The sequence below is a fragment of the Oryzomicrobium terrae genome (genome assembly GCF_008274805.1).
In the GTDB taxonomy this organism is placed as follows: Bacteria; Pseudomonadota; Gammaproteobacteria; order Burkholderiales; family Rhodocyclaceae; genus Oryzomicrobium; species Oryzomicrobium terrae.
The window spans coordinates 122,556-144,120 of sequence record NZ_CP022579.1; the positions used below are offsets into that span (position 1 = coordinate 122,556).

At 67.5% G+C, this 21,565-nt stretch carries 20 protein-coding genes; 9 read left to right on the top strand and 11 right to left on the bottom strand.

Going from position 1 to position 21,565, the window contains the following annotated elements:
* Positions 1 to 9: 9 nt before the first annotated feature.
* The 4 genes from OTERR_RS00540 to OTERR_RS00555 form a co-directional block, all read right to left on the bottom strand.
* Positions 10 to 312, bottom strand: coding sequence for a YqjK-like family protein (locus OTERR_RS00540; protein ID WP_054619791.1), 303 nt, complete (start codon positions 310 to 312; stop codon positions 10 to 12).
* A 10-nt stretch (positions 313 to 322) separates the two neighbouring features.
* On the bottom strand, positions 323 to 727 hold the full coding sequence (locus tag OTERR_RS00545; protein ID WP_149424523.1) for a phage holin family protein: 405 nt from the start codon (positions 725 to 727) through the stop codon (positions 323 to 325).
* Positions 728 to 735: 8 nt separating this feature from the next.
* The gene (locus tag OTERR_RS00550) at positions 736 to 1,047 is read right to left on the bottom strand and encodes an ElaB/YgaM/YqjD family protein (protein ID WP_054619789.1); all 312 of its coding nucleotides are present in this window, start codon (positions 1,045 to 1,047) and stop codon (positions 736 to 738) included.
* Between the two features lie 113 nt (positions 1,048 to 1,160).
* Complete coding sequence (locus OTERR_RS00555; protein ID WP_149424524.1) at positions 1,161 to 1,952, bottom strand: exodeoxyribonuclease III; 792 nt, start codon at positions 1,950 to 1,952, stop codon at positions 1,161 to 1,163.
* Positions 1,953 to 2,030: 78 nt separating this feature from the next.
* On the opposite strand from OTERR_RS00555, the gene pyrE reads away from it, so the two are divergent.
* The gene (pyrE, locus tag OTERR_RS00560) at positions 2,031 to 2,675 is read left to right on the top strand and encodes an orotate phosphoribosyltransferase (RefSeq protein ID WP_054619787.1); all 645 of its coding nucleotides are present in this window, start codon (positions 2,031 to 2,033) and stop codon (positions 2,673 to 2,675) included.
* Positions 2,676 to 2,691: 16 nt separating this feature from the next.
* The gene (locus OTERR_RS00565) at positions 2,692 to 3,354 is read left to right on the top strand and encodes a hypothetical protein (RefSeq protein ID WP_149424525.1); all 663 of its coding nucleotides are present in this window, start codon (positions 2,692 to 2,694) and stop codon (positions 3,352 to 3,354) included.
* A gap of 75 nt (positions 3,355 to 3,429) precedes the next feature.
* Here the strand turns inward: OTERR_RS00565 and gatB are convergent, their stop codons facing one another.
* The 3 genes from gatB to gatC are packed head-to-tail and all read right to left on the bottom strand — an operon-like array spanning position 3,430 to position 6,645.
* Positions 3,430 to 4,887: an Asp-tRNA(Asn)/Glu-tRNA(Gln) amidotransferase subunit GatB gene (gene gatB, locus OTERR_RS00570; protein ID WP_054619785.1), complete on the bottom strand. Its 1,458-nt coding sequence runs from the start codon at positions 4,885 to 4,887 to the stop codon at positions 3,430 to 3,432.
* Positions 4,888 to 6,354, bottom strand: a complete 1,467-nt coding sequence (gene gatA, locus OTERR_RS00575) for an Asp-tRNA(Asn)/Glu-tRNA(Gln) amidotransferase subunit GatA (protein ID WP_149424526.1) — start codon at positions 6,352 to 6,354, stop codon at positions 4,888 to 4,890. It lies immediately after the preceding gene.
* 3 nt (positions 6,355 to 6,357) lie between these two features.
* The gene (gatC, locus tag OTERR_RS00580; protein WP_149424527.1) at positions 6,358 to 6,645 is read right to left on the bottom strand and encodes an Asp-tRNA(Asn)/Glu-tRNA(Gln) amidotransferase subunit GatC; all 288 of its coding nucleotides are present in this window, start codon (positions 6,643 to 6,645) and stop codon (positions 6,358 to 6,360) included.
* A gap of 237 nt (positions 6,646 to 6,882) precedes the next feature.
* Between gatC and OTERR_RS00585 the strand changes: the two genes are divergently transcribed.
* The 6 genes from OTERR_RS00585 (at position 6,883) to OTERR_RS16495 (ending at position 13,603) form a co-directional block, all read left to right on the top strand.
* Positions 6,883 to 7,926, top strand: coding sequence for a rod shape-determining protein (locus tag OTERR_RS00585; protein ID WP_054619782.1), 1,044 nt, complete (start codon positions 6,883 to 6,885; stop codon positions 7,924 to 7,926).
* 142 nt (positions 7,927 to 8,068) lie between these two features.
* The gene (gene mreC / locus OTERR_RS00590; protein WP_054619781.1) at positions 8,069 to 9,010 is read left to right on the top strand and encodes a rod shape-determining protein MreC; all 942 of its coding nucleotides are present in this window, start codon (positions 8,069 to 8,071) and stop codon (positions 9,008 to 9,010) included.
* Between the two features lie 21 nt (positions 9,011 to 9,031).
* Positions 9,032 to 9,553, top strand: a complete 522-nt coding sequence (mreD, locus tag OTERR_RS00595) for a rod shape-determining protein MreD (protein ID WP_054619780.1) — start codon at positions 9,032 to 9,034, stop codon at positions 9,551 to 9,553.
* A gap of 33 nt (positions 9,554 to 9,586) precedes the next feature.
* On the top strand, positions 9,587 to 11,488 hold the full coding sequence (gene mrdA, locus OTERR_RS00600) for a penicillin-binding protein 2 (protein ID WP_054619779.1): 1,902 nt from the start codon (positions 9,587 to 9,589) through the stop codon (positions 11,486 to 11,488).
* The gene (rodA, locus tag OTERR_RS00605) at positions 11,472 to 12,575 is read left to right on the top strand and encodes a rod shape-determining protein RodA (protein WP_149424528.1); all 1,104 of its coding nucleotides are present in this window, start codon (positions 11,472 to 11,474) and stop codon (positions 12,573 to 12,575) included. Before mrdA ends, rodA begins: the two co-directional genes overlap by 17 nt.
* On the top strand, positions 12,572 to 13,603 hold the full coding sequence (locus OTERR_RS16495; RefSeq protein ID WP_149424529.1) for a septal ring lytic transglycosylase RlpA family protein: 1,032 nt from the start codon (positions 12,572 to 12,574) through the stop codon (positions 13,601 to 13,603). Before rodA ends, OTERR_RS16495 begins: the two co-directional genes overlap by 4 nt.
* 209 nt (positions 13,604 to 13,812) lie before the next feature.
* Here the strand turns inward: OTERR_RS16495 and OTERR_RS00615 are convergent, their stop codons facing one another.
* The 4 genes from OTERR_RS00615 to OTERR_RS00630 are packed head-to-tail and all read right to left on the bottom strand — an operon-like array spanning position 13,813 to position 19,863.
* Positions 13,813 to 14,154: a P-II family nitrogen regulator gene (locus OTERR_RS00615; protein WP_054619776.1), complete on the bottom strand. Its 342-nt coding sequence runs from the start codon at positions 14,152 to 14,154 to the stop codon at positions 13,813 to 13,815.
* Positions 14,151 to 17,261: an efflux RND transporter permease subunit gene (locus OTERR_RS00620; RefSeq protein WP_149424530.1), complete on the bottom strand. Its 3,111-nt coding sequence runs from the start codon at positions 17,259 to 17,261 to the stop codon at positions 14,151 to 14,153. The genes OTERR_RS00615 and OTERR_RS00620 overlap by 4 nt, the downstream gene beginning before the upstream one ends.
* Before the next feature lie 3 nt (positions 17,262 to 17,264).
* Entirely contained in the window at positions 17,265 to 18,440 is a 1,176-nt protein-coding gene (locus tag OTERR_RS00625; protein ID WP_149424531.1) for an efflux RND transporter periplasmic adaptor subunit, read from the bottom strand.
* Positions 18,441 to 18,444: 4 nt separating this feature from the next.
* On the bottom strand, positions 18,445 to 19,863 hold the full coding sequence (locus OTERR_RS00630; protein WP_149424532.1) for a TolC family protein: 1,419 nt from the start codon (positions 19,861 to 19,863) through the stop codon (positions 18,445 to 18,447).
* A gap of 580 nt (positions 19,864 to 20,443) precedes the next feature.
* Here OTERR_RS00630 and OTERR_RS00635 point away from each other — a divergent pair.
* Entirely contained in the window at positions 20,444 to 21,535 is a 1,092-nt protein-coding gene (locus tag OTERR_RS00635) for a D-alanyl-D-alanine carboxypeptidase family protein (RefSeq protein WP_054619964.1), read from the top strand.
* Positions 21,536 to 21,565 lie beyond the last annotated feature (30 nt).

Consider the following 21,565-nt stretch of genomic DNA (forward strand, 5'->3'; position numbering starts at 1 on the left):
TGCGCAGGATCAGGAGCGGGCGAGAAAGTCGGCCAGGCGGCCGCGCAGGCTGCGCCCCAGGGTCCACAGGGCCAGGCCGCGCTTGCCCCAGCGCCACAGGCGGCGGGGGCGCAGGATGACCAGGGCGGCCACGGCGGCGCCGATCAGGCCGGGGTGCTCGCGCAGACGGCGCACCCGGTCGGCCAGGCCATCCACCTTGCCCAGGGTCTGGGCCAGGGGTTGGGCCTGGGCGGCGATACGGCGGCGCTGCAGGTCGATTTCCGACTGCAGCCAGCCACGCCGCATGGCCAGTTCGAGGCGTCGTTCGTTCATGGTCGGGGGATCACTCGCGGCCGCGCAGGCGGCGCAAGTCTTCGCGCAGTTCGGCCAGGCTGTGGGCGAACAGGGGCGAACCCCGCTTGGCAACCTGCTGGAAGCGCCGGGCAAGCAGGACGAAGGCGGCGAAGGACAACACCGTCAGTCCGCTGAGTACGGCGATGCGGTTGTCCCAGAAGGCGGCCACTACAAGGGCGATCGCCAGTACCACCCCGAGCAACAGGGTGAACACCGCGGCGACGATCAGGGTGAGCAGGGAGAACACGCGCAGCTTCTCCTCTTCCACTTCGGTGGCGAGGAGTTCGAGGCGCGTATGGGCGGTGGCGACGAAGGTCGCCAGCAGCCCCTTGAGCGAATGAAACAGCCCGGAATCGGCCGGGGTGGCCTCCTCCGGGCGGGCGTTTTCACCCATGGTGCGGCTTAGCGGCGGCCGATCAGAACGCCGATCACCAGCCCCACGGCGGCGGCGACGCCGACGGCCTTCCAGGGATGGTCATGGACGAAATCATCGGTGGCGCGGGCGGCTGCCTTGGTGGTGTCGATCAGGGCGGCTTCGGCGTCGGCCAGGCGCACCTTGGCATCGCGCAGGCGATCCTGGATGCGGCTGCGCAGCTCGGCGGCCTTTTCACCGGCCTGGCTGGCGGTGGCCTTGAGCAGTTCTTCGGCATCGGCGACCACGACCTTGAGGTCGGAAACCAGCTTGTCTTTGGAGAGGGCGGCGTCTTGCGGCATGGCAAACCTCGTTATGATGGGGTCAAGTCGAGTGTTGACGTTAATCCGTCCCTAGGCGAATTGCAACGCGAAACCGTAGCAACAGGTGACGGTTGATGACGGCGTGGCCGTGTTCACGCCAGGGTGAAGTCGTAGTCCAGGGTGAGCGGGGCGTGGTCGGAAAAACGGCTGTCCACCCAGATTTCGGCGTGGCGGGCCGCGTCGGCCAGCCCCGGCGTGGCGATCTGGTAATCGATCCGCCAGCCCACGTTCTTGGCCCAGGCTTGGCCCCGGTTCGACCACCAGGTGTAGCGCTCGGCGCGGTCGTCGACCCGGCGGAAGGCGTCCACCCAGCCGCCCTGCTCGAACAGGTTGGACAGCCAGGCCCGTTCCTCAGGCAGAAAGCCGGAGTTCTTCTGGTTCGACTTCCAGTTCTTCAGGTCGATTTCCTTGTGAGCGATGTTCCAGTCGCCGCACACCACCACTTCCCGGCCGTCGCGCTTGGCCTCGGCCATCAGGTCGGCCAGCACCGGGGCGAATTCGGCCATGAAGGCGAACTTGGCTTGCTGTCGTTCCTCCGAACTGGAGCCCGAGGGCAGGTACAGGGACACTACCGTGAGCTTGCCGAAGTCGGCGCGCAGGTAGCGGCCCTCGGCGTCGAAGCCCGGGTGGCCAATGCCTTCCACCACCCGGTCCGGTTCATGCCGGCTCCACAGGCCGACGCCACTGTAGCCGCGCTTTTCGGCGCAGTGGTAGTAGGCGTGGTAACCCGGCGGGGCGACCATGTCCGGGGACAGGTCGGGAATCTGGGCCTTCAATTCCTGAAAGCAGAAGATGTCGGCCCCGTGGCTGGCGACCCAGTCGGGGAAACCCTTGTTCCAGGCGGAGCGGATGCCGTTGAGATTCAGTGAGACGATGCGTAACATGGCGTGATTGGTGGTTTTTGAGCAATTTTCCCCGTTCCGGCCGGTTTTTTGCGTCGGTGGGGCTGAATGGAGCGGTACATGCAGGATTTTCGCCAGGAATTCATCGCCTACGCCGTTGCACGCAACGTGCTGCGTTTTGGTGAATTCAAGACCAAGGCCGGGCGGCTGTCGCCCTACTTCTTCAACGCCGGGCTGTTCAACGACGGCGAAGCGCTGGCGAAACTGGCCCAATTCTACGCCCAGGCCATCGGCGCCTCGGGCTTGCAATGCGACGTGCTGTTCGGACCGGCCTACAAGGGTATTCCCCTGGTGTCGGCGATCTCGGTGGTCCTCGCCCAGCAGGGTCAGAATTTCCCCTACGCCTACAACCGCAAGGAAGCCAAGGACCACGGCGAGGGCGGCGTGCTGGTGGGCGCTCCCCTGGCCGGCCGGGTGCTGATCATCGACGACGTGATCTCGGCCGGAACCTCGGTGCGCGAGTCGGTGGAACTGATCCGCCAGGCCGGCGCCACCCCGGCTGGCGTGCTGATCGCCCTGGACCGCATGGAACGCGGCCAGGGCGATCTCTCCGCAGTCCAGGAAGTGACGCGCGACTACGGCATCCCGGTGGTCGCCGTCGCCACCCTGGACGACCTGATGGCCTACTTGGCCGACCACGCCGAGTTGGCTGCCCACGCCGACGCCGTGGCCCGTTACCGGACCCAGTACGGTGTGCCCCGTTAACCAGCCGCGTTGGCCCATGGCGCCGGCCGCGCTGCTGGCGCTGGCCTGCCTGTCGCCCCTGGCGGCCGCACCGGCCATGGCCGGCACCCGGCTGATCTGTTGTGAGGATCCGGCCAACGGCCGCTCGGTGTGCATGGATTCGATGCCGCCCCAGTGCGTCGGCCGCGCCTGGCGCGAGCTGGACGAGCGCGGCAACGTGGTGAAGCGGGTCGAGGGGCCGATCTCCGCCGATCTGCGCGCCCAGCGCGAAGCCGAGGCGCGGCGCAAGAAGGAAGAAGAAGCGGCACTGCGTGAGCAGCGGCGCAAGGATCAGGCCCTGCTCGACACCTATCCCGGTGGCGAGAAAGACATCGATTTCCTTCAGGCCCGCTGGGAGCGGGACGTGCAGGAATCGATCAAGCGCGCCGAAACCCGTCTGGCTGATGCGCAGAAGCAGCAGAAGCGCTACCAGGAAGAGGCCGAGTTCTACAAGAAGAAGCCCCTGCCCGAGGAGTTGCGCCGCAACCTGGGTGAAGCCGACGCCGAGATCAAGTCGCAACAGGAAATTCTGCTGGCGAAACGCAAGGAGCTGGATTCGGTGCGCGCCAAGTTCGACGATGATCGCCGCCGTTATCGCGATCTGACGGCCCGGCCGCTGCCCCAGGGTGGCCCTGGGGTCGATCGCGGCCGCCCGCGCTAGCCGCGCTCTGCCGCGCTGAAAACGACAACGCCAGCCCGAGGGCTGGCGTTGTCGTTTGGGCGGCGGGGATTGCGATCAGCCGGCCAGCTTGGCTTTCAGTAGGTCGTTGACCTGCTGCGGGTTGGCCTTGCCCTTGGCCGCCTTCATCACCTGGCCGACCAAGGCGTTGAAGGCCTTCTCCTTGCCGGCCTTGTACTCGGCCACGTTGCCCGGGTTGGCCGCCAGCACTTCGTCCACCAGCTTCTCGATGGCGCCGCTGTCGGTGATCTGCTTGAGGCCTTGCTTGTCGATGATCTCGTCGGCGGACTGGCCGTCGCCGTTCCACAGGGCCTCGAACACCTTCTTGGCGATGGCGTTGGAGATGGTGTTGTCGCCGATGCGTGCCACCAGGCCGGCCAGCTGGGTGGCAGACACGGGCGACTCGCCGATGTCGCGGCCATCCTTGTTGAGCCGGGCGGACAGTTCGCCCATCACCCAGTTGGCCACGGTCTTGGCCTGGGCCTTGCCGGCGGCACCCAGGGCGACCACGGCGGCGTCGAAGTAGTCGGCCACTTCCAGGGAGGCGGTCAGGGTCGCCGCATCGTAGGCGGACAGGCCGTACTCGGCTTCCAGGCGGGCGCGCTTCTCACCGGGCAGTTCGGGCATGGCTGCTTTGACCTCGGCCTTCCAGGCGTCGGAAATCACCAGGGGCAGCAGGTCCGGGTCCGGGAAGTAGCGGTAGTCCTGGGCATCTTCCTTGCTGCGCATGGCCCGGGTCTCGCCCGTGTCCGGGTCGAACAGCACGGTGGCCTGCTCGATCTTGCCGCCGTCCTCCAGGGTCTCGATCTGCCAGCGCACCTCGTAGTCGATGGCCTGCTGCAGGAAGCGGAAGGAGTTGAGGTTCTTGATTTCGCGGCGAGTGCCCAGGGGCCCGCCGGGGCGGCGCACCGAGACGTTGGCGTCGCAGCGGAACGAGCCTTCCTGCATGTTGCCGTCGCAGATGCCGATCCAGCGCACCAGGGCGTGCAGGGTCTTGGCGTAGGCCACGGCTTCGGCGGAGGAGCGCATGTCGGGCTCGGAGACGATCTCCAGCAGCGGCGTGCCGGCCCGGTTGAGGTCGATGCCGGTCTTGCCGTGGAAGTCCTCGTGCAGGGACTTGCCGGCGTCTTCCTCAAGGTGGGCCCGGGTCAGGCGCACGGTCTTCTCGTAGGCGTTTTCCCCTTGCCCGACTTGCAGCACCAGGTTGCCGCCGACCACTACCGGCAGCTCGAACTGGCTGATCTGGTAGCCCTTGGGCAGGTCCGGGTAAAAGTAGTTTTTACGGGCGAACACCGAGCGCGGCGACACTTCGGCGCCTACCGCCAGGCCGAACTTGATGGCGCATTCGACGGCCTTGCGGTTGAGCACCGGCAGCACACCGGGCAGGGCCAGGTCGATGGCCGAGGCCTGGGTGTTGGGATCGGCGCCGAAAGCGGTGGAACTGCCGGAGAAAATCTTGGAGACGGTCGAGAGCTGGGCGTGGGTCTCGAGCCCGATGACAACTTCCCACTGCATTTACAGGCCCTCCGGCATCTGCTGGTGCCAGTCGGTGGCACGCTGGTACTGGTGGGCGACGTTCAGCAGGCGGGCCTCGCTGAAGTAGTCGCCGATCAATTGCAGCCCCACCGGCAGGCGTTTGCCGTCGCGCTGGGCGAAGCCGCAGGGCAGGGACATGCCGGGCAGGCCGGCCAGGTTGACGGCGATGGTGTAGATGTCTGAGAGGTACATCTGCACCGGGTCGGCCGCCTTCTCGCCGGCGCGGAAGGCCACGTCCGGGCTGGTCGGGCCGAGGATCACGTCGCACTGGGCGAAGGCCGCGGCGAAGTCCTGGGCGATCAGCCGGCGCACCTTCTGGGCCTGCAGGTAGTAGGCGTCGTAGTAGCCGTGGGAGAGCACGTAGGTGCCGATCAGGATGCGGCGCTTCACTTCGGCGCCGAAGCCTTCGGCACGGCTCTTCTTGTACAGCGAGGTGAGGTCGGTGTACTCGGCGGCGCGGTGGCCGTAGCGCACCCCGTCGAAGCGCGACAGGTTTGAGCTGGCCTCGGCCGGCGCGATCACGTAGTAGGCCGGCACCGACAACTTCATGTTGGGCAGCGACACCTCCACGATCTCGGCGCCCAGCTTGCGGTATTCAGCGATGGCTTCATCGACTGCCTTGGCCACGTCGGCGTCCATGCCGTCGGCGAAGAACTCCTTGGGCAGGCCGATCTTCAGGCCGGCCAGGGGCTGCTCCAGGTCGCGGGCGTAGTCCTCGACCGGGCGCTCCAGGCTGGTGGAGTCCTTGGGATCGAAACCGGCCATGGCGGAGAGCAGCAGGGCGCAGTCTTCGGCACTCTTGCCCATGGGGCCGGCCTGGTCCAGGGACGAGGCGAAGGCGATCATGCCCCAGCGCGACACCACGCCGTAAGTGGGCTTGAGGCCGGTCAGGTTGCATAGGGCGGCGGGCTGGCGGATCGAACCGCCGGTGTCGGTGCCGGTGGCGATCGGCGCCAGGCGGGCGGCCACCGCCGCGGCAGAACCGCCGGACGAGCCGCCGGGCACCCGGCTGCGGTCCCAGGGGTTCTGCACCGGGCCGTAGTAGGAGGTTTCGTTGGACGAGCCCATGGCGAACTCGTCCATGTTGGTCTTGCCCAGGGACACCATGCCGGCGTCTTTTTCCAGGCGGGTGACCACGTGGGCATCGTAGGGCGAGACGAAGGTCTCGAGCATCTTCGAGCCGCAGGTGGTGCGCCAGCCTTCGGCGCAGAAGATGTCCTTCTGAGCCAGGGGCACCCCGGTCAGGGCATGGGCGTTGCCGGCGGCGCGGCGGGCGTCGGCGGCCTTGGCCGCGGCCAGGGACCTCTCGGCGTCCACGGTGATGTAGGCGTTGAGGTCCGGGTTGAGCCGGGCGATGCGGTCCAGGTAGAGCTGGGTCAGCTCGGTGCTGGAGATGCGCTTGTCGGCCAGGGCGGCCGACAGTTCCTTGAGGGAGGCGTTGATCATGGCTTACTCGATCACCTTGGGCACGAGGTACAGGCCGGCCTCGGTTTCCGGGGCCACGGCCTGGTAGGCGGCACGGCGGTCGACTTCGCTGACGGCGTCGTCGCGCAGGCGCTGGGCCAGATCCTGGGCGTGGGCCATGGGCGCCACGCCGGCAGTGTCGATGGACTGAAGTTCGTCGATCATGGCGAGAATGCCGTTCAATTTGTCGCGAACGGCATCGCTTTCGGCGGGCGTCACCTCAAGGCGGGCGAGGTGGGCGATCCGGGCGACCTGGTCGAGGGTCAGGGACATGGGAGAAACACCCGTAAAGTCTTATACTGGAAAGCTTTATAAGGTATCATAAAAGCTTTATTCGCCGCAGCCCGCAGGGGTTCCGGCGCCCCGGAGCGAGCGGTGTGGGCCTGGGCGGAAAACCCTTCCGAACCTGCCTTCGTCAGCCCCCGGCATAGCTAAAAATTCAGGATTTAAGACGTACGGACTGTTGGGGAGCAGTCCGGCGGATTTCAAAGCTCAAGGATTCAATCGCAAATGTTCGGCTTTCTGCGCAGTTACTTTTCCAACGACCTGGCCATCGACCTGGGTACGGCCAATACCCTGATCTACGTGCGTGGCAAGGGCATCGTTCTGGATGAACCGTCGGTAGTGGCGATCCGCCTCGAGGGCGGCCCCAATGCCAAGAAGACCATCCAGGCGGTGGGCAAGGAAGCCAAGCTGATGCTGGGCAAGACGCCGGGCACCATCACCGCCATCCGCCCGATGAAGGACGGCGTGATCGCCGACTTCACCGTCACCGAGCAGATGCTCAAGCAGTTCATCAAGAAGGTGCACGACTCCAAGCTGCTGTCGCCCTCGCCGCGCATCATCATCTGCGTGCCCTGCGGTTCGACCCAGGTGGAACGGCGCGCTATCCGCGAATCCGCCATCGGCGCCGGCGCCTCCCAGGTGTACCTGATCGAGGAACCCATGGCCGCGGCCATCGGCGCCGGCCTGCCCGTGGCCGATGCTACCGGCTCAATGGTGGTGGACATCGGTGGCGGCACCACCGAAGTGGGCGTGATTTCCCTGGGCGGCATGGTCTATTCCACCTCTGTGCGCGTCGGCGGCGACAAGTTCGACGAGTCGATCATCAACTACATCCGCCGCAACTACGGCATGCTGATCGGCGAAACCACCGCCGAGAACATCAAGAAGGAAATCGGCTCCGCCTTCCCGGGTTCCGAAGTCAAGGAAATGGAAGTGAAGGGCCGCAACCTGGCCGAGGGCATCCCCCGCGCCTTCACCATTTCCTCCAACGAGATCCTCGAGGCCCTCACCGAGCCGCTCAACCAGATCGTTTCCGCGGTCAAGTCGGCCCTGGAGCAGACCCCGCCCGAACTCGGCGCCGACATCGCCGAGCGCGGCATGGTGCTCACCGGCGGCGGCGCCCTGCTGCGCGACCTGGATCGGCTGCTGATGGAAGAGACCGGCCTGCCCGTGGTGGTCGGCGAAGATCCGCTGACCTGCGTGGTGCGCGGTTCCGGCCTGGCCCTGGAAAAGATGGACAAGCTCGGCAGCATCTTCGCCAACGAGTGATCCGGCGTATCGAGTACCGCGCGAGCACACCGTGATTCCCTGGGGCGGTACCCCGTGGGCCGGGACGATTCAGTCGCCCGGCCCGCGTTGTTTGGGCCCCCGCTTCGTTTTCTTCCCCTTTCCCGCCTCTCCCTGACCGCCGATGGACCATCAGCCGCCCCCGTTCTTCAAGCGCGGCCCGGCGCCCCTGGCGCTCTTGTCGATCTATTTCGGCCTGTCCGTGTCGCTGCTGGTCCTCGACCACCGCTTCCATTACCTGGAACTGCTGCGCAAAGGCATCGCCACCGTGGTGCTGCCGGTGCAGCAGGCGGTGCAGACGCCGCTGCGCGCCATGACCGGCGTGGGCAGCTATTTCTATACGGTGGATGCCCTCAAGGGCGAAAACCAGGATCTGCAGCGCCGCCACCTCGAAGACGCCGCCGCCCTTTCCCGCGTCCAGCAGCTTGAGGCGGAGAACCAGCGCCTGCGTCGCCTGCTGGAAATGCGCGAGCGGCTCGCCACAGGGGGCAAGGCCGCCCAGATCCTCTACGGCAACCGGGATCCGTTCACCCGCCGCGTGGTGGTGGACAAGGGCAGCCAGGCCGGCCTGACCCCGGGCCAGCCGGTCATCGACGACATCGGCGTGATCGGCCAGGTGACCCGTACCTACCCGTTCCTCGCCGAAGTCACCCTGATCACCGACAAGGACCAGGCGGTGCCCGTCCAGGTGGTGCGCAACGGCCTGCGTTCGGTGGTTTTCGGCCTGGGCAACGGCGCCCTGGAGCTGCGCTACATGCCGGCCAACGCCGACGTGCAGAACGGCGACGTGCTGGTCACCTCGGGCCTCGACGGCGTCTTCCCGGCCGGCTTCCCGGTAGCCAAGGTGGTGCGCATCGAGCGCGACGCCTCCTACTCCTTCGCCCGCATCATCTGCGCCCCGCTGGCCGGCGTGGAGCAGCATGGCGACGTGCTGGTGATCAATTCCGCCCCGGCCGTGCCGGCACGGCCCGAGCCCGAAGCCAAAGCCGAGAACGAGGACAAGGCCGGCGACCGGGCCACCAACAAGTCCAACAAGCTGAAGAAGGCCCGCCAGGGGCGCAACTGACCGGAATAGGCGCGACACCCCATGCAACCGACCTTCTCCTCCTCCCGCATCCTGCTGCCGGCCCGTCCCTGGTTCGTGCACCTGACGCTGCTGCTGGCCTTCGTGCTCAACTGCCTGCCCAGCCGTGCCTGGCCGGGGGTGCCCGACTGGGTGGCCCTGGTGCTGTGCTTCTGGAGCGTGCGTGAATTCCGCCTGGTCGGCATGGGCTGGGGCTTCGTCCTCGGCCTGGCGATGGACGTGGCCGACGGCAGCCTGATGGGGCAGCACGCTCTGGCCTACGTGCTGCTTGCCTACGGGGCCGCTGCCCTGGCGCGCCGCGTGCTGTGGTTCCCCCTGCTGACCCAGGCGCTGCACGTGTTGCCCCTGCTGTTCGGCATCCAGGTGCTGCAATTGGCGATCCGCACCTGGTCCGGGGCCGAATTCCCCGGCCTCGCCTACCTGCTCTCGCCCCTGGTGGAAACCCTGTTGTGGGTGCCGGCCACCTACCTGCTGTTGCTGCCCCAGTACCAGCCGGTGGAACGGGACGCCAACCGGCCCATCTGACGCCGGCCCTCCACTCCCCGACGACTGCCTGCCATGCCTCATGACTTCGCCAGCCAGGACCGGGAACAGTCCCAGTTTCGCTTTCGCCTCGGCTTTGCCGGGGTGGCCGTGCTGCTCTGCTTCACCCTCCTGTTCATCCGCTTCTTCTACCTGCAGGTACTGCAGCACGACTACTATGCCACCCGGGCCGAGGACAACCGCATCTCCCTGATTCCGATCATGCCCAACCGGGGCCTGATCCTGGATGCCAACGGGGTGGTGATGGCGCGCAACTATTCGGCCTTCACCCTGGAGATCATCCCCTCTAAGAGCGGCGATCTGGACGAGACCATCGACGCCCTGGCCGCCATCATCGACATCCAGCCGCGGGACCGGCGCCGCTTCAAGAAACTGCTCGATGAGAGCAAGAACTTCGAGTCGATCCCGATCCGCACCAAGCTCACCGACGAGGAAGTGGCGCGCTTCGCCGCCAACCGCTACCGCTTCCCCGGGGTCGAGGTGAAGGCGCGCCTGTTCCGCCAGTATCCCCAGGGCCCCCTGGGGGCCCACGCCATCGGCTACATCAACCGCATCAACGCCAAGGATGTGGACTGGATCGAAGAGAACGAACAAAGCGCCAACTACAAGGGCACCGAGCACATCGGCAAGACCGGTCTGGAGCAGCACTACGAGTTCGACCTGCACGGCGTGACCGGTTACGAGCAGGTCGAGGTCGATGCCGGCGGCCGGGCCATCCGCACCTTGGCGCGCACGGCACCGATTCCCGGCAACAACCTGACCCTGACCCTGGATGCCAAACTCCAGGAGGTGGCGGAAAAGGCCTTCGGCAACCGGCGCGGTTCCCTGGTGGCGATCGAACCGTCCACCGGCGGCATCCTTGCCCTGGTGTCCACCCCCACTTTCGACCCCAACCTGTTCGTGGACGGCATCGACCCGCAGAGCTGGAAGGAACTCAACGAGTCCCTGGACAAGCCGATGGTGAACCGGGCCTTGAACGGTGCCTATCCGCCCGGCTCCACCTTCAAGCCGTTCATGGCCCTGGCTGCCCTGGAAACGGGCAAGCGCACCCCGGGGCAGGCCATCGCCGACCCGGGCTTCTTCAACTTCGGCGGCCACCAGTTCCGTGACGACAAGAAGGGCGGGCACGGCATGGTGGACATGTACAAGTCGATCACCCAGTCCTGCGATACCTACTACTACATGCTGGCCAACGACATGGGCATCGACAACATCGCGGCCTTCATGAAGCAACTGGGCTTGGGCCAGGCCACCGGCATCGACATCGCCGGTGAGTCGGTGGGGGTGCTGCCGTCGCCGGAATGGAAGAAGCGCCGCTTCAAACGCCCCGAGCAGCAAAAATGGTTCGCCGGTGAAACCATCTCGATCGGCATCGGCCAGGGCTACAACGCCTACACCCCGTTGCAGCTGGCCCTGGCCACCGCCACCCTGGCCAACAACGGCGTGATGTACAAGCCGCACCTGGTCAAGTACATCACCGACACCCGCACCGGCGAGAAGCGCCTGATCGAACCCAAGCCCCTGCGCACCCTGCCTTTCAAGCAGCAGAACATCGACACCATCAAGCACGCCATGGTCGGGGTAAACAAGGAGGGCACCGGCGCCCGGGCCTTCGCCGGGGCCGCCTACGAGTCCGGCGGCAAGACCGGTACGGCCCAGGTGTTCTCGCTCAAGGGCGGCAACTACAAGGAATCGGCCACCCACGAACGGCTGCGCGACCACGCCTTGTTCATTGCCTTCGCCCCCGCCGACAAGCCCAGGATCGCCCTGGTGGTGCTGGTGGAAAACGGCGGTTTCGGCGCCCAGTCGGCGGCACCGATCGCCCGTCAGGTGCTCGACTACTACCTGGTCGGCAAGGAGGCCAAGGGGCCGGCTGCCGAAGACGCTTCCGGAGAAGAAAGTGCCGACGTTCATTAACCGCTTTCTCAACCGGCTGACCGACCACCTGGACGGCCCCCTGCTGGTGATCGCCGGCTTGCTGCTGCTGATCGGCACGGCCACGGTCTATTCGGCCACCTACACCACCCTGTCCCGGGTGCCCAGCCAGATCCTCAACATTGCCACCGCCTTCGCCGTGATGTGGGTGGTGGCCCGCACCCAGCCCACCACCCTGATGCGCTTTGCCGTGCCGCTCTACGTGATCGGCCTAGTGCTGCTGGTGCTGGTCTTCCTCTTCGGCGTCAAGGTCAATGGCGCGCGGCGCTGGCTGTCGATCGGCTTCACTCGCATCCAGCCCTCCGAGATCATGAAGATCGCCATGCCGCTGATGCTCGCCTGGTACTTCCACAAGCACGAGGCGGCGCTGCGCTTCAAGCACTACGTGGTGGCGGCCCTGATCCTGATCGTGCCGTTCGGCCTGATCGCCAAGCAGCCCGACTTGGGTACGGCCATCCTGGTCGGTGCCGCCGGCTTCTTCGTCATCTTCTTCGCCGGCCTGTCGTGGAAGGTACTGGTGGGCCTGCTGGTCGCCGGCGGCTCGGCCCTGCCTTTCCTCTGGAACGTGCTGCACGACTACCAGCGCAAGCGCATCCTGACCCTGCTCGACCCCAGCTCCGACCCCCTCGGCGCTGGTTACCACATCATCCAGTCCACCATCGCCATCGGCTCCGGCGGCCCCCTGGGCAAGGGCTGGCTGAACGGCACCCAGACCCACCTGGAATTCATCCCGGAGCGGCACACCGACTTCATCTTCGCCGTGTTCTCCGAAGAATGGGGCCTGCTCGGCAACATCGTGCTGCTGGTGCTCTACTTCTTCCTCGTCGGCCGCGGCCTGGTCATCGCCACCAACGCGCCAACCCTGTTCTCGCGCCTGCTGGCGGCCGCCGTCACCGGCCTGTTCTTCACCTGCGCCTTCGTCAACATGGGCATGGTGGCGGGCATCCTGCCGGTGGTGGGGGTTCCCCTGCCGTTCATGTCCTACGGCGGCACCGCCCTGGTGACCTTCGCCCTGGGCCTGGGTATCCTGATGAGCATCCAGAGCCATCGCATGCTGGTGAAGAAATGAGCATTCCCCACCGCGCCGTTCCCGGCTGGCTGACCCTGTGCGCCATCTCCGCCCTGGCGGCGGCGCTGGCCGCCTGTGGCAGCGCGCCGTCCCGCGCCCCGGGCGGGGCCGAGGTGAAGACCCCGGCCAAGAGCGCCAAGCGCATGGTGCCGGCGCGCAAGGGCGGCGGCTACTACCAGGACGACGGCCCCGGCGACGAGATTCCCGCCGATCTGGACGATGTTCCCGACGCGGTGCCGCGCCTCGAGCCCCTGCACCGCTTCGCCAACCGGCCCTACGTGGTGCTGGGCAAGGAATACGTGCCCAACACCAGCATCCAGCCTTATCGCGCCAAGGGCATCGGCAGCTGGTATGGCAAGAAATTTCACGGCCAGAAGACCTCCATCGGCGAACCCTACGACATGTTCGCCATGACCGCCGCCCACCCGACCCTGGCGATTCCCTCCTACGTGCGGGTGACCAACCCGGCCAACGGCCGCTCGGTGGTGGTACGGGTCACCGACCGGGGCCCGTTCCACGCCGACCGTGTGATCGACCTGTCGTACACCGCTGCCTACAAGCTCGGCTACATCAACAGCGGCAGCGCCCCGGTGGAGGTGGAAGCCATCATCCCGGACGGCACCAACGTCTCCTACGCCCAGGTGGCGCCGCCGCCGGTCCGCCCCGTGCCGGCTGGAACCCCGGCGCCGGCCCCGGTCGAGGCGCCCCGCCCCGATCTGGGCGCCACCGCCCAGGCCGAGTTGGACCAGCTGGAAAAGAACCTGAGCCGGGCGGAAACCCCGGCCCGGGGCACGGTCATGGGCAACCTGTTCATCCAGCTCGGCGCCTTCGCCAACGCCGACAACGCCGAGTCGCTGCGGGCGCGCCTGTCGCGGGAGCTGGACTGGCTCGACCGCCTCGGCGTGTTCGCCGCCGGCGGCATCCATCGCGTCCAGGCCGGACCCTTCGCCAGCCGCAGCGAGGCCGACCGGGTAGCGGAGAAAATCCGCGGCGCCCTGGGCTTCAAGCCCACCATCGTCAGCCGCTGAGCCCGGCCGCCCCGGTCCGCCATCCACCCGGCGTCGGCGGGGCTCCACCAGAGCCCACCAGGCCAAACTCCGCGCCCTGCCTTGTTCTCCAGACAGGGGTCTTGGAGATCCGCAAAAACAAAGGCGCTTGGAGCGGCATGCTCCAAGCGCCTTTATCCATGCGGGGTTCCGCAGAGGCCCCGCACCGGACTGGCCGCGTCGCCGGCGGATCAGCCGAGGCCGCTGCCGTCGGTGGTCTTGTAGATGAACGCAGCCCGGGTGATGTCGGTCATCCACACCAGGCCGTCGCCGATCTGGCCGGTCTGGCTGATCTTGACGATGCAGTCGACGATGGCCTCGGCCACGTCGTCCGGGGCGACGATCTCGATGCGCACCTTGGGCGTGTAGTCGGTCAACTCCTCCTTGATCGACGAGGGCGGCGCCTGCCGGGTCGGGGCGCTGCAGCCCTCGGCCTTGCTCACCGTCATGCCGGGAAAGCCGGGCAGGTCGCGCAGGGCGGCGCGCAGGGCGGTGAGCTTGTTGGGGCGGATGATGGCCTTGATTTCCTTCATGCTTCTACCTCTTCTTCGTCGAACCAGCGGTACAGGGTGGGCACCACCACCAGGGTGAGCAGGGTCGAGGTGATCAAGCCGCCGATCACCACGATGGCCAGGGGGCGCTGCACTTCCGAGCCCGGCCCGCTGGCGAACAGGAACGGGATCAGGCCGAGCATGGCCACCGTGGCGGTCATCATCACCGGGCGGAAGCGCAGGGTGGCGCCCTGCACCACCGCCTCGGTCAGGCTCATGCCCTCGCGGCGCAGGCCGCGGATGTAGGACACCAGCACCACCCCGTTGAGCACGGCGATGCCCCACAGGGCGATGAAGCCCACCGAGGCCGGCACCGACAGGTATTCGCCGCTGACCGCCAGGCCGACGATGCCGCCGATGGAGGCGAAGGGCAGCACCAGGATGATCAGGGTGGCGTAGCGCAACGAGCTGAACAGCAGGAAGAGCAGGAAGAAGATCGCCGCCACGGTGATCGGGATGATCACCATCAGGTGCGACAGGGCCCGTTCCATGTTCTGGAACTGGCCACCCCACTCCAGGTAGTAGCCTTCCGGCAGCTTCATCTTTTCCGCCACCTTCTGCTGCAGCTCGGCGACGAAGCCGCCCAGGTCGCGGTCGCGCACGTTCACGCCGACGACGATGCGCCGCTTGGCGGTCTCGCGGCTGATCTGGGCCGGGCCGTCGGACAAGCGGATCTCGGCGACATCCTCCAGGGGCACCTGGGCGCCGCCCGGGGTGGAAATGAGGATGTGGCGGATCACCTCGACGTTGTTGCGGAAGCGCTCGGGCAGGCGCACCACGGTGGAGAAGCGCCGCTCGCCCTCGTAGATGTCGGTGGCCACCTTGCCGCCGATCGAGGTTTCGATCACGTCGTGCACGTCGGAAGCGTTGAGGCCGTGGCGGGCGATGGCCTGACGGTCGATCTCGATCATCAGGTACTGCTGGCCGGTGACCCGCTCGACGCGCAGATCCTGGGCGCCGGGGATGGCCTGGGCGATCTTGGCGATGGCTTCGGCGGTCTTGCGCAGCTGATCGATGTCGTCGCCGAACACCTTCACGGCAATGTCCGAGCGCACCCCGGTGACCATCTCGTCCACCCGGTCCGAGATCGGCTGGGCCATCACCACCTGGACCCCGGGCAGCACCTTGAGCTTGTCGCGGATGGCGCTGTCGATGTCGTCCTGGGTCCAGCCGGCGGGCCACTCGCTGCGCGGCTTGAGGCTGACGATGGGGGTCGATTCGTTGGGCCCCTGGGGGTCCGCCGGCGATTCGCCGCGGCCCACGCCGGACACCGCCGACTTCACCCCGGGCACTTCCATCACCAGGCGCATCGCCTCCATCTCCATCTTGATCGACTCGTCGAGGGAGATGTTCGGCACCCGGTTGATGCCCGGCACCACCGAGCCTTCCTTCATCTCGGGGATGAAGGCGGTGCCGAGCAGGGGGATCAGCAGCAGGGAGGCGACGAAGGCGGCCACGGCGGCCCCCACCGTCTTGCGCCCGTGGGCCAGGGCCCAGTGCAGCATCTTCAGGTAGGGTGCCTTCAGCTTGGCGATCAGCCAGGTGTCGTGCTCGCCCTGGCCCGCCGGCACCTTGAGCAGGTAGGAGGAGAGGACCGGCGACAGGGTCAGGGACAGCACCAGGGACACCGCCAGGGCGATGGCGATGGTGAAGGCCAGGGGTGCGAACATCTTGCCTTCCATGCCCTCCAGGGTCATCAGCGGCAGGAACACCAGGATGATGATGCCGACGCCGAAGATCACCGGGGTGGCCACCTCGGTCACCGCGTTGAACAGGATGCGGATGCGGCTCTCCCCCGAATCGTTGGGCCGCCCCAGGTGGGCGAAGGCGTTTTCCACCACCACCACCGAACCGTCCACCATCAGGCCGATGGCGATGGCCAGGCCGCCCAGGGACATCAGGTTGGCCGACAGTCCGGCCTTGTTCATGGCGAAGAAGGTGAGCAGCGGGGTGAGCACCAGGGTGGCGACCACGATCAGGGACGAGCGCACGTCGCCGAGGAAGAGCAGCAGTACCACCACCACCAGCACCACCCCTTCGAGCAGCACCTTGGTGACGGTCCACAGGGCCGCGTCTACCAGTTCGGAGCGGTCGTAGTAGGGCACGATCTTGAGACCGCCGGGGAGCATGTCCTTGTCGTTGATCTCCTGCACCCGTTCCTTGATGCGGCTGACGATCTGCTTGGCGTTCCCGCCGGCGGTCATCATCACGATGCCGCCCACGGCTTCGGTGACGCCGTTCTTGACCAGGGCGCCCTGGCGCACCTCGTGGCCGATCTCGACGCTGGCCACGTCGCGCAGGTACACCGGCACCCCGTCTTTTTCCTTGAGCACGATGGCGCGCAGGTCGTCCTCGTCCTTGGCCAGGCCGACGCCGCGGATCAGGTACTGCTCGGCGTAGTGGGGCAGCACCCCGCCGCCGGAGTTGGCGTTGTTGCGCGCCACCGCCTGGTACACCTCGGCCACGGTCAGGCCGTAGTGGCGCAGCCGGTTGGGGTCCACCAGCACCTGGTACTGCTTGACGTAGCCGCCCTGGGAGTTGATTTCGGCCACCCCGGGGATCGAGCGCAGCATCGGCCGCACCACCCAGTCCTGGGCGATGCGCCGCATCATCAGCTCCTCCTCGGTCAGGGCGCGATCGCCGTCGTCGGGCCGGTCCAGGGTGTACTGGTAGATCTCGCCCAGGCCGGTGGATACCGGGCCGAGCACCGGAGTGATGCCGGCGGGCAGGCGCGAGCCCACTTCGAGCATGCGCTCCATGACCAGCTGGCGGGCGAAATAGACGCTGGTCTGGTCGGTGAACACCAGGGTGATGAGGGAGAGGCCCGGCTTGTTCAGGGAGCGCATCTCGGTCAGCCCGGGCAGGCCGGTCATGGCGATTTCCAGGGGCACCGTGGCGAAGCGCTCCACTTCTTCGGGGGAACGGCCCGGGGCTTCGGTGGCGATCTGCACCTGGACGTTGGTGACGTCGGGGAAGGCATCCACCGACAGCTTGCGCGCCGCGTCCAGGCCGAAGGCGAGCAGGATCACCGCCAGCACGACGACGATCAGGCGCTGCTTGAGCGAGGCGCGGATGAGGGACTCGATCACGGCTTACGCCCCTTCCAGTTCGGCGCGCTTGCGCTCGTTGTTGAGGTGGAAGGCGCCGTCCACCACGATCTTCTGTCCTTCCTTGAGGCCGGACATGAGTACCCGCACGCCGCCGCTGTCCGGGCCGAGGGTGACCGGGGTGAGGCGGAACTGGCCGGCCGCCACCTCGACGAAGACGTGGTCCTTGTTGTCCTCGCGCACCACCGCGGCCGCGGGCACCGTCAAGCGCGGCTCGGGGCGGGCGGCGATGACCATGGTGGCGAGCATGGCCGGCTTGAGGCGGCGCTCCCGGTTGTCCAGCTCGGTGCGCACCAGCACCGTGCGGGTCTCCGGATTGACCGTGTCGCTGATGTAGATGAGCTTGCCGGTCAGGCTGGCATCGCCCAGGGCGGGCACTTCCATCTTCACCTGCTGGCCGACCTTGACCAGGGCCGCCTGCTGTTCCGGCACATCGGCCACCGCCCACAGCCGGGACAGGTCGGCCACGGTGAACAGGGCGTCGGCGGGTTGCACCACCTGGCCCTGGGTGACCTTGCGTTCGACCACGGTGCCGGCCACGGTGGACACCACCGGCGAGAAGGAGTCGATGGCGCCGCTGGCGGCCAGGCGCTCGATGCTGCCGCTGGACATGCCGAGGATGCGCAACTGGTCGGCGGCGGCCCGGGTCTCGGCCTGGGCCGTGCTGTATTCGTTCTCGCGCCGTTGCAGTTCGGCCGAAGCGATCACCCCGGCTTCGTGCAAGGTACGGGCCCGCTCCACGCTGCGCCGGGCCAGTTCCGAGGCGGCGCGGCTCTTCAGGTATTGCAGCTGGGCCTGGCCTAGTTCGGTGGAGTTGATGCGCGCCAGCATCTCGCCGGGCTTGACCGCCTGGCCCAGGGTGGCGCGGATTTCCGAGACCCGGCCGGTGATCGGCGCGCCGATGCGCGCCAGGCGCTGCTCGTCGAAATCGAGACGGCCGGCGACGCGCAGGGTTTCGGCCACCGGGGTCAGGCTGACGGTGGCTACCTTGAGGCTTTGCAGCAGGGCCGGCTGGGGGGTTACCAGCGCTGGGTCCGCGGCGGCGGCCGCTGCCGGCTTGGCCTCTTCCTTGCCGCAGCCGGCAAGGGCCGTCAGAACGGCCAGGGAAACCAGGGTGATGGCGGCCAGGCGCCGGGGTGAGCGGGAGGTGTGCGGAGTCATCGTGTCAGTGCCCGGAGGTGGCGGGAAGAGGGGAAGTGGCAGGGGCGGCGGCTGGAGCAGCAGGGGCGGTGACCGGGGCGGCCGCCGACGGCGACAGCAGCGAGGCGGTGCGCAGCCGGTCGAGCTCGACCACCGCGGCCGCCAGCTCGAAGCGGGCGGTGATCAGCTCGTTGCGCGCGGCCCGATAGACGCGCTGGGCGTCCAGGTAATCGAGGATGCCGCGCTCGCCGTAGCGGTAGGCGGCCTCAGCCACCTTCAGGGCGTTCTCCGCCTGGCGGACGATGCCCGCCTCCAGGGCGGCCACCTGGCTGGTGGCGATCTCGTACTGGTGGTAGGCCCCTTCCAAGGACTGGAGCAGGGTGAAGCGCTGCTGCTCCAGGGCGTAACGGGCGCGCCGGGCCTGGGCGCCAGCCTCGGCCACCGGGCCGCCGCGCCGGTCCCACAGGGGAATGGTCACGACCACGCCGATCTTGTCGTTGCGCACGTCCGGGTCGTTGTCCCGGGTGGCCTTGAGGGCCACCGCCGGGGTGCGCAGGTTGCGCTCCAGGGACAGCTTGGCCTCGGCCTGCTCGGCCTCCTGGCGGCTGCGCGCCAGTTCCGGGTTGCGCTCCAGGATTTCCTCGCGCAGGCGCGGCAGGGGCGCCACCGCCAGGCTGGTGGGCAGGGTGCCCAGCAGGCTGAACTCGACCGGCAGCTGGCTGCCGACAAACTGGCGCAGGGCGGCCTTGGCCTGGGTGACGCGGAAGTGGGCGCTCTTGGCCCGGTTTTGGGCGGAGAGCATCTCGGCGTCGGCCTTGATCAGCTCGTAGCGTGCCGATTCGCCGGTATTGACCAGCAGGGCGATGCGACCGCGGATGTCTTCCATCAGCTTCTGGTCTTCCTCGGCGGCGCGCAGTTCGGCCTCGCGGCGCAACACCTCGTAGTAATGCAGCTTGACCCGGGCTTCCACGTCGGCGAGAAAGCCCCGGTATTCGGCCTCGGCCACGCGCAGTCCGGCCTCCGCCGTGCCGATGCGCGCCGAGCGCACCCAGGGCAGGTCGAGGGGTTGGGTCACGCCGACGGTATAGGAATTGCCGCTGCTGCCGCCGGGGACGTTGGGCCGGACGTTGCCCGCCACGTATTCCACTTCCGGGTTGGGAAAGGCCCGGGCGGTGCGAATGCCGGCCTCGGCCGCCTCGCGCTGGGCGCGGGCCGCCTCGGTTGCCGGGGTGGCCGACAGGGCCAGGGCCACCAGCTGCTCCAGGGAATGGCCGCCGACGGGCGTGGCAGCACCCGCCAGGGGCGGGCGGGCAGGTTTGGCGGCGGGGGTGTCGGCCGCTCCCGCCAGGGGGGTGGCCAGGGTCAGCAGCAGCGCGGCGAGCAGGGCGGCCGGACTGGGGCCGTCAGGAAGCGGTGGAAAGCCGGGGGGGCGATGGGGGAACATGGGAGCGCAAGGAGAAGAAAACGGGGCGCTCCCAGGAGAACGGGGGCGCAACGGGCAGAGGCGTAGGGGCCAGGGCGTGGGGGCGTCGTTGAAGGTGTCGTGGAAAAAACGGCGGTCTGTCGGTGCCCGCGGTGCAGGGTGGCATCGCTCGGCGAAACTGACGGAATGCTGACAGTGAGTTGATTTTAGATGACATCGGGGCGGCGCTTCCGTAACAGTCAGTAATTCGTCAGTTTTCTGACTAATGACGGACCCGGCGTGCAGGCAAGACCACGGCGCGGCATCCGTAAGAATCGGTAAAACCCTTGGCCGGCGCGGCTCGGCACGGGTCGGCCCTGTGCTATGATCGTTTGCTTCCTGTCAGCTCCGCGGCCTGCCGGACTGCCTCCGTCGGCCTCCACAGCGCCTGCGCCGCCCGGAAATCCCCGTCCGTCTTCACTCTTCAGGTAGCCCCATGTTTTCTGTCTCCCGGTCCCCCCTCGCCTGTTCCGCCCCCGCCTCGTTCATCGCCCGCCCGGCCGCCCTGGTGTTGTCCGCCGCGCTCCTCGCCGCTGCTGTGCCTGCCCAGGCACAGCAGCAGATGCCGGCGCCGGTGCTCGATGCCAAGGCCTGGCTGCTGGTGGAATTCGGCTCCGGCCAGACCCTGGCGTCCCAGAACGCCGACCAGAAGATCGAGCCGGCGTCCCTGACCAAGCTGATGACCGCCTATCTGACCTTCTCGGCCCTGCGTCAGCGCGTGCTCACCCTGGACCAGACCGTGCAGGTATCCGAAGCCGCCTGGCGTGCCCAGGGCTCGCGCATGTTCATCGACATGAAGCGCCCGGTGACTGTGGAAGAACTGATCAAGGGGATGATCGTCCAGTCCGGTAATGACGCTTGCATCGCTTTGGCCGAAGCCATCGCCGGCGGCGAAGTGCAGTTCGCCGATCTGATGAACAAGGAAGCGGCCCGTCTGGGCATGACCAACACCCACTTCATGAACGCCACGGGCCTGCCCGACCCGCAGCACATGACCACCGCCACCGACCTGGCCAAGCTGGCCACGGCGCTGATCCGCGATTTCCCCGCCGAGTACGGCAAGTACTACTCGATGAAGGAATTCCGCTACAACAACATCACCCAGCCCAACCGCAACCGCCTGCTGTTCATCGACCCGAGCGTGGACGGGGTCAAGACCGGCCACACCGACGCCGCCGGCTACTGCCTGATCTCCTCGGCCAAGCGCGGCGAGCGGCGCCTGCTGTCGGTGGTGCTGGGCACGCCGAGCGACGGCGCCCGGGCCCAGGAATCCCTCAAGCTGCTCAACTACGGCTACCAGTACTACGACGCGGTCAAGCTCTACGCCGCCGGCCAGCCCGCCTCCAAGATGCGGGTGTGGAAGGGTAAAGAGAGCACCGTGGGGGCCGGCTTCCTCAACGACTTCGTGATCGCCGTGCCCAAGGGCGCCGTGTCCGGCGCCCTCAACCAGGGCGCCTCGGGCAAGCTGGCGGTGAGCCTGGAATCGAAGCAGCCCCTGGTGGCGCCGATCAACAAGGGCGACGTGGTCGGCACCCTGAAGATCACCCTGGAAGGCAAGCCCTACGGCGAGTATCCGGTGGTGGCCACCGAGGCTGTGCCGGTGGCCGGCTGGTTCGGCCGCCTGTGGGACACCATCCGCATGTGGTTCGCCTGAGCCTCTGACCCGGGCGGCCCGCTTCCGCGG

Excerpts from the sequence above, each read along its gene's own strand:
- OTERR_RS00540 (WP_054619791.1), bottom strand. The coding sequence starts at position 312 with ATGAACGAACGACGCCTCGAACTGGCCATGCGGCGTGGCTGGCTGCAG.
- OTERR_RS00545 (WP_149424523.1), bottom strand. The coding sequence starts at position 727 with ATGGGTGAAAACGCCCGCCCGGAGGAGGCCACCCCGGCCGATTCCGGG.
- OTERR_RS00550 (WP_054619789.1), bottom strand. The coding sequence starts at position 1,047 with ATGCCGCAAGACGCCGCCCTCTCCAAAGACAAGCTGGTTTCCGACCTC.
- OTERR_RS00555 (WP_149424524.1), bottom strand. The coding sequence starts at position 1,952 with ATGTTACGCATCGTCTCACTGAATCTCAACGGCATCCGCTCCGCCTGG.
- pyrE (WP_054619787.1), top strand. The coding sequence starts at position 2,031 with ATGCAGGATTTTCGCCAGGAATTCATCGCCTACGCCGTTGCACGCAAC.
- OTERR_RS00565 (WP_149424525.1), top strand. The coding sequence starts at position 2,692 with ATGGCGCCGGCCGCGCTGCTGGCGCTGGCCTGCCTGTCGCCCCTGGCG.
- gatB (WP_054619785.1), bottom strand. The coding sequence starts at position 4,887 with ATGCAGTGGGAAGTTGTCATCGGGCTCGAGACCCACGCCCAGCTCTCG.
- gatA (WP_149424526.1), bottom strand. The coding sequence starts at position 6,354 with ATGATCAACGCCTCCCTCAAGGAACTGTCGGCCGCCCTGGCCGACAAG.
- gatC (WP_149424527.1), bottom strand. The coding sequence starts at position 6,645 with ATGTCCCTGACCCTCGACCAGGTCGCCCGGATCGCCCACCTCGCCCGC.
- OTERR_RS00585 (WP_054619782.1), top strand. The coding sequence starts at position 6,883 with ATGTTCGGCTTTCTGCGCAGTTACTTTTCCAACGACCTGGCCATCGAC.
- mreC (WP_054619781.1), top strand. The coding sequence starts at position 8,069 with ATGGACCATCAGCCGCCCCCGTTCTTCAAGCGCGGCCCGGCGCCCCTG.
- mreD (WP_054619780.1), top strand. The coding sequence starts at position 9,032 with ATGCAACCGACCTTCTCCTCCTCCCGCATCCTGCTGCCGGCCCGTCCC.
- mrdA (WP_054619779.1), top strand. The coding sequence starts at position 9,587 with ATGCCTCATGACTTCGCCAGCCAGGACCGGGAACAGTCCCAGTTTCGC.
- OTERR_RS16495 (WP_149424529.1), top strand. The coding sequence starts at position 12,572 with ATGAGCATTCCCCACCGCGCCGTTCCCGGCTGGCTGACCCTGTGCGCC.
- OTERR_RS00615 (WP_054619776.1), bottom strand. The coding sequence starts at position 14,154 with ATGAAGGAAATCAAGGCCATCATCCGCCCCAACAAGCTCACCGCCCTG.
- OTERR_RS00625 (WP_149424531.1), bottom strand. The coding sequence starts at position 18,440 with ATGACTCCGCACACCTCCCGCTCACCCCGGCGCCTGGCCGCCATCACC.
- OTERR_RS00630 (WP_149424532.1), bottom strand. The coding sequence starts at position 19,863 with ATGTTCCCCCATCGCCCCCCCGGCTTTCCACCGCTTCCTGACGGCCCC.
- OTERR_RS00635 (WP_054619964.1), top strand. The coding sequence starts at position 20,444 with ATGCCGGCGCCGGTGCTCGATGCCAAGGCCTGGCTGCTGGTGGAATTC.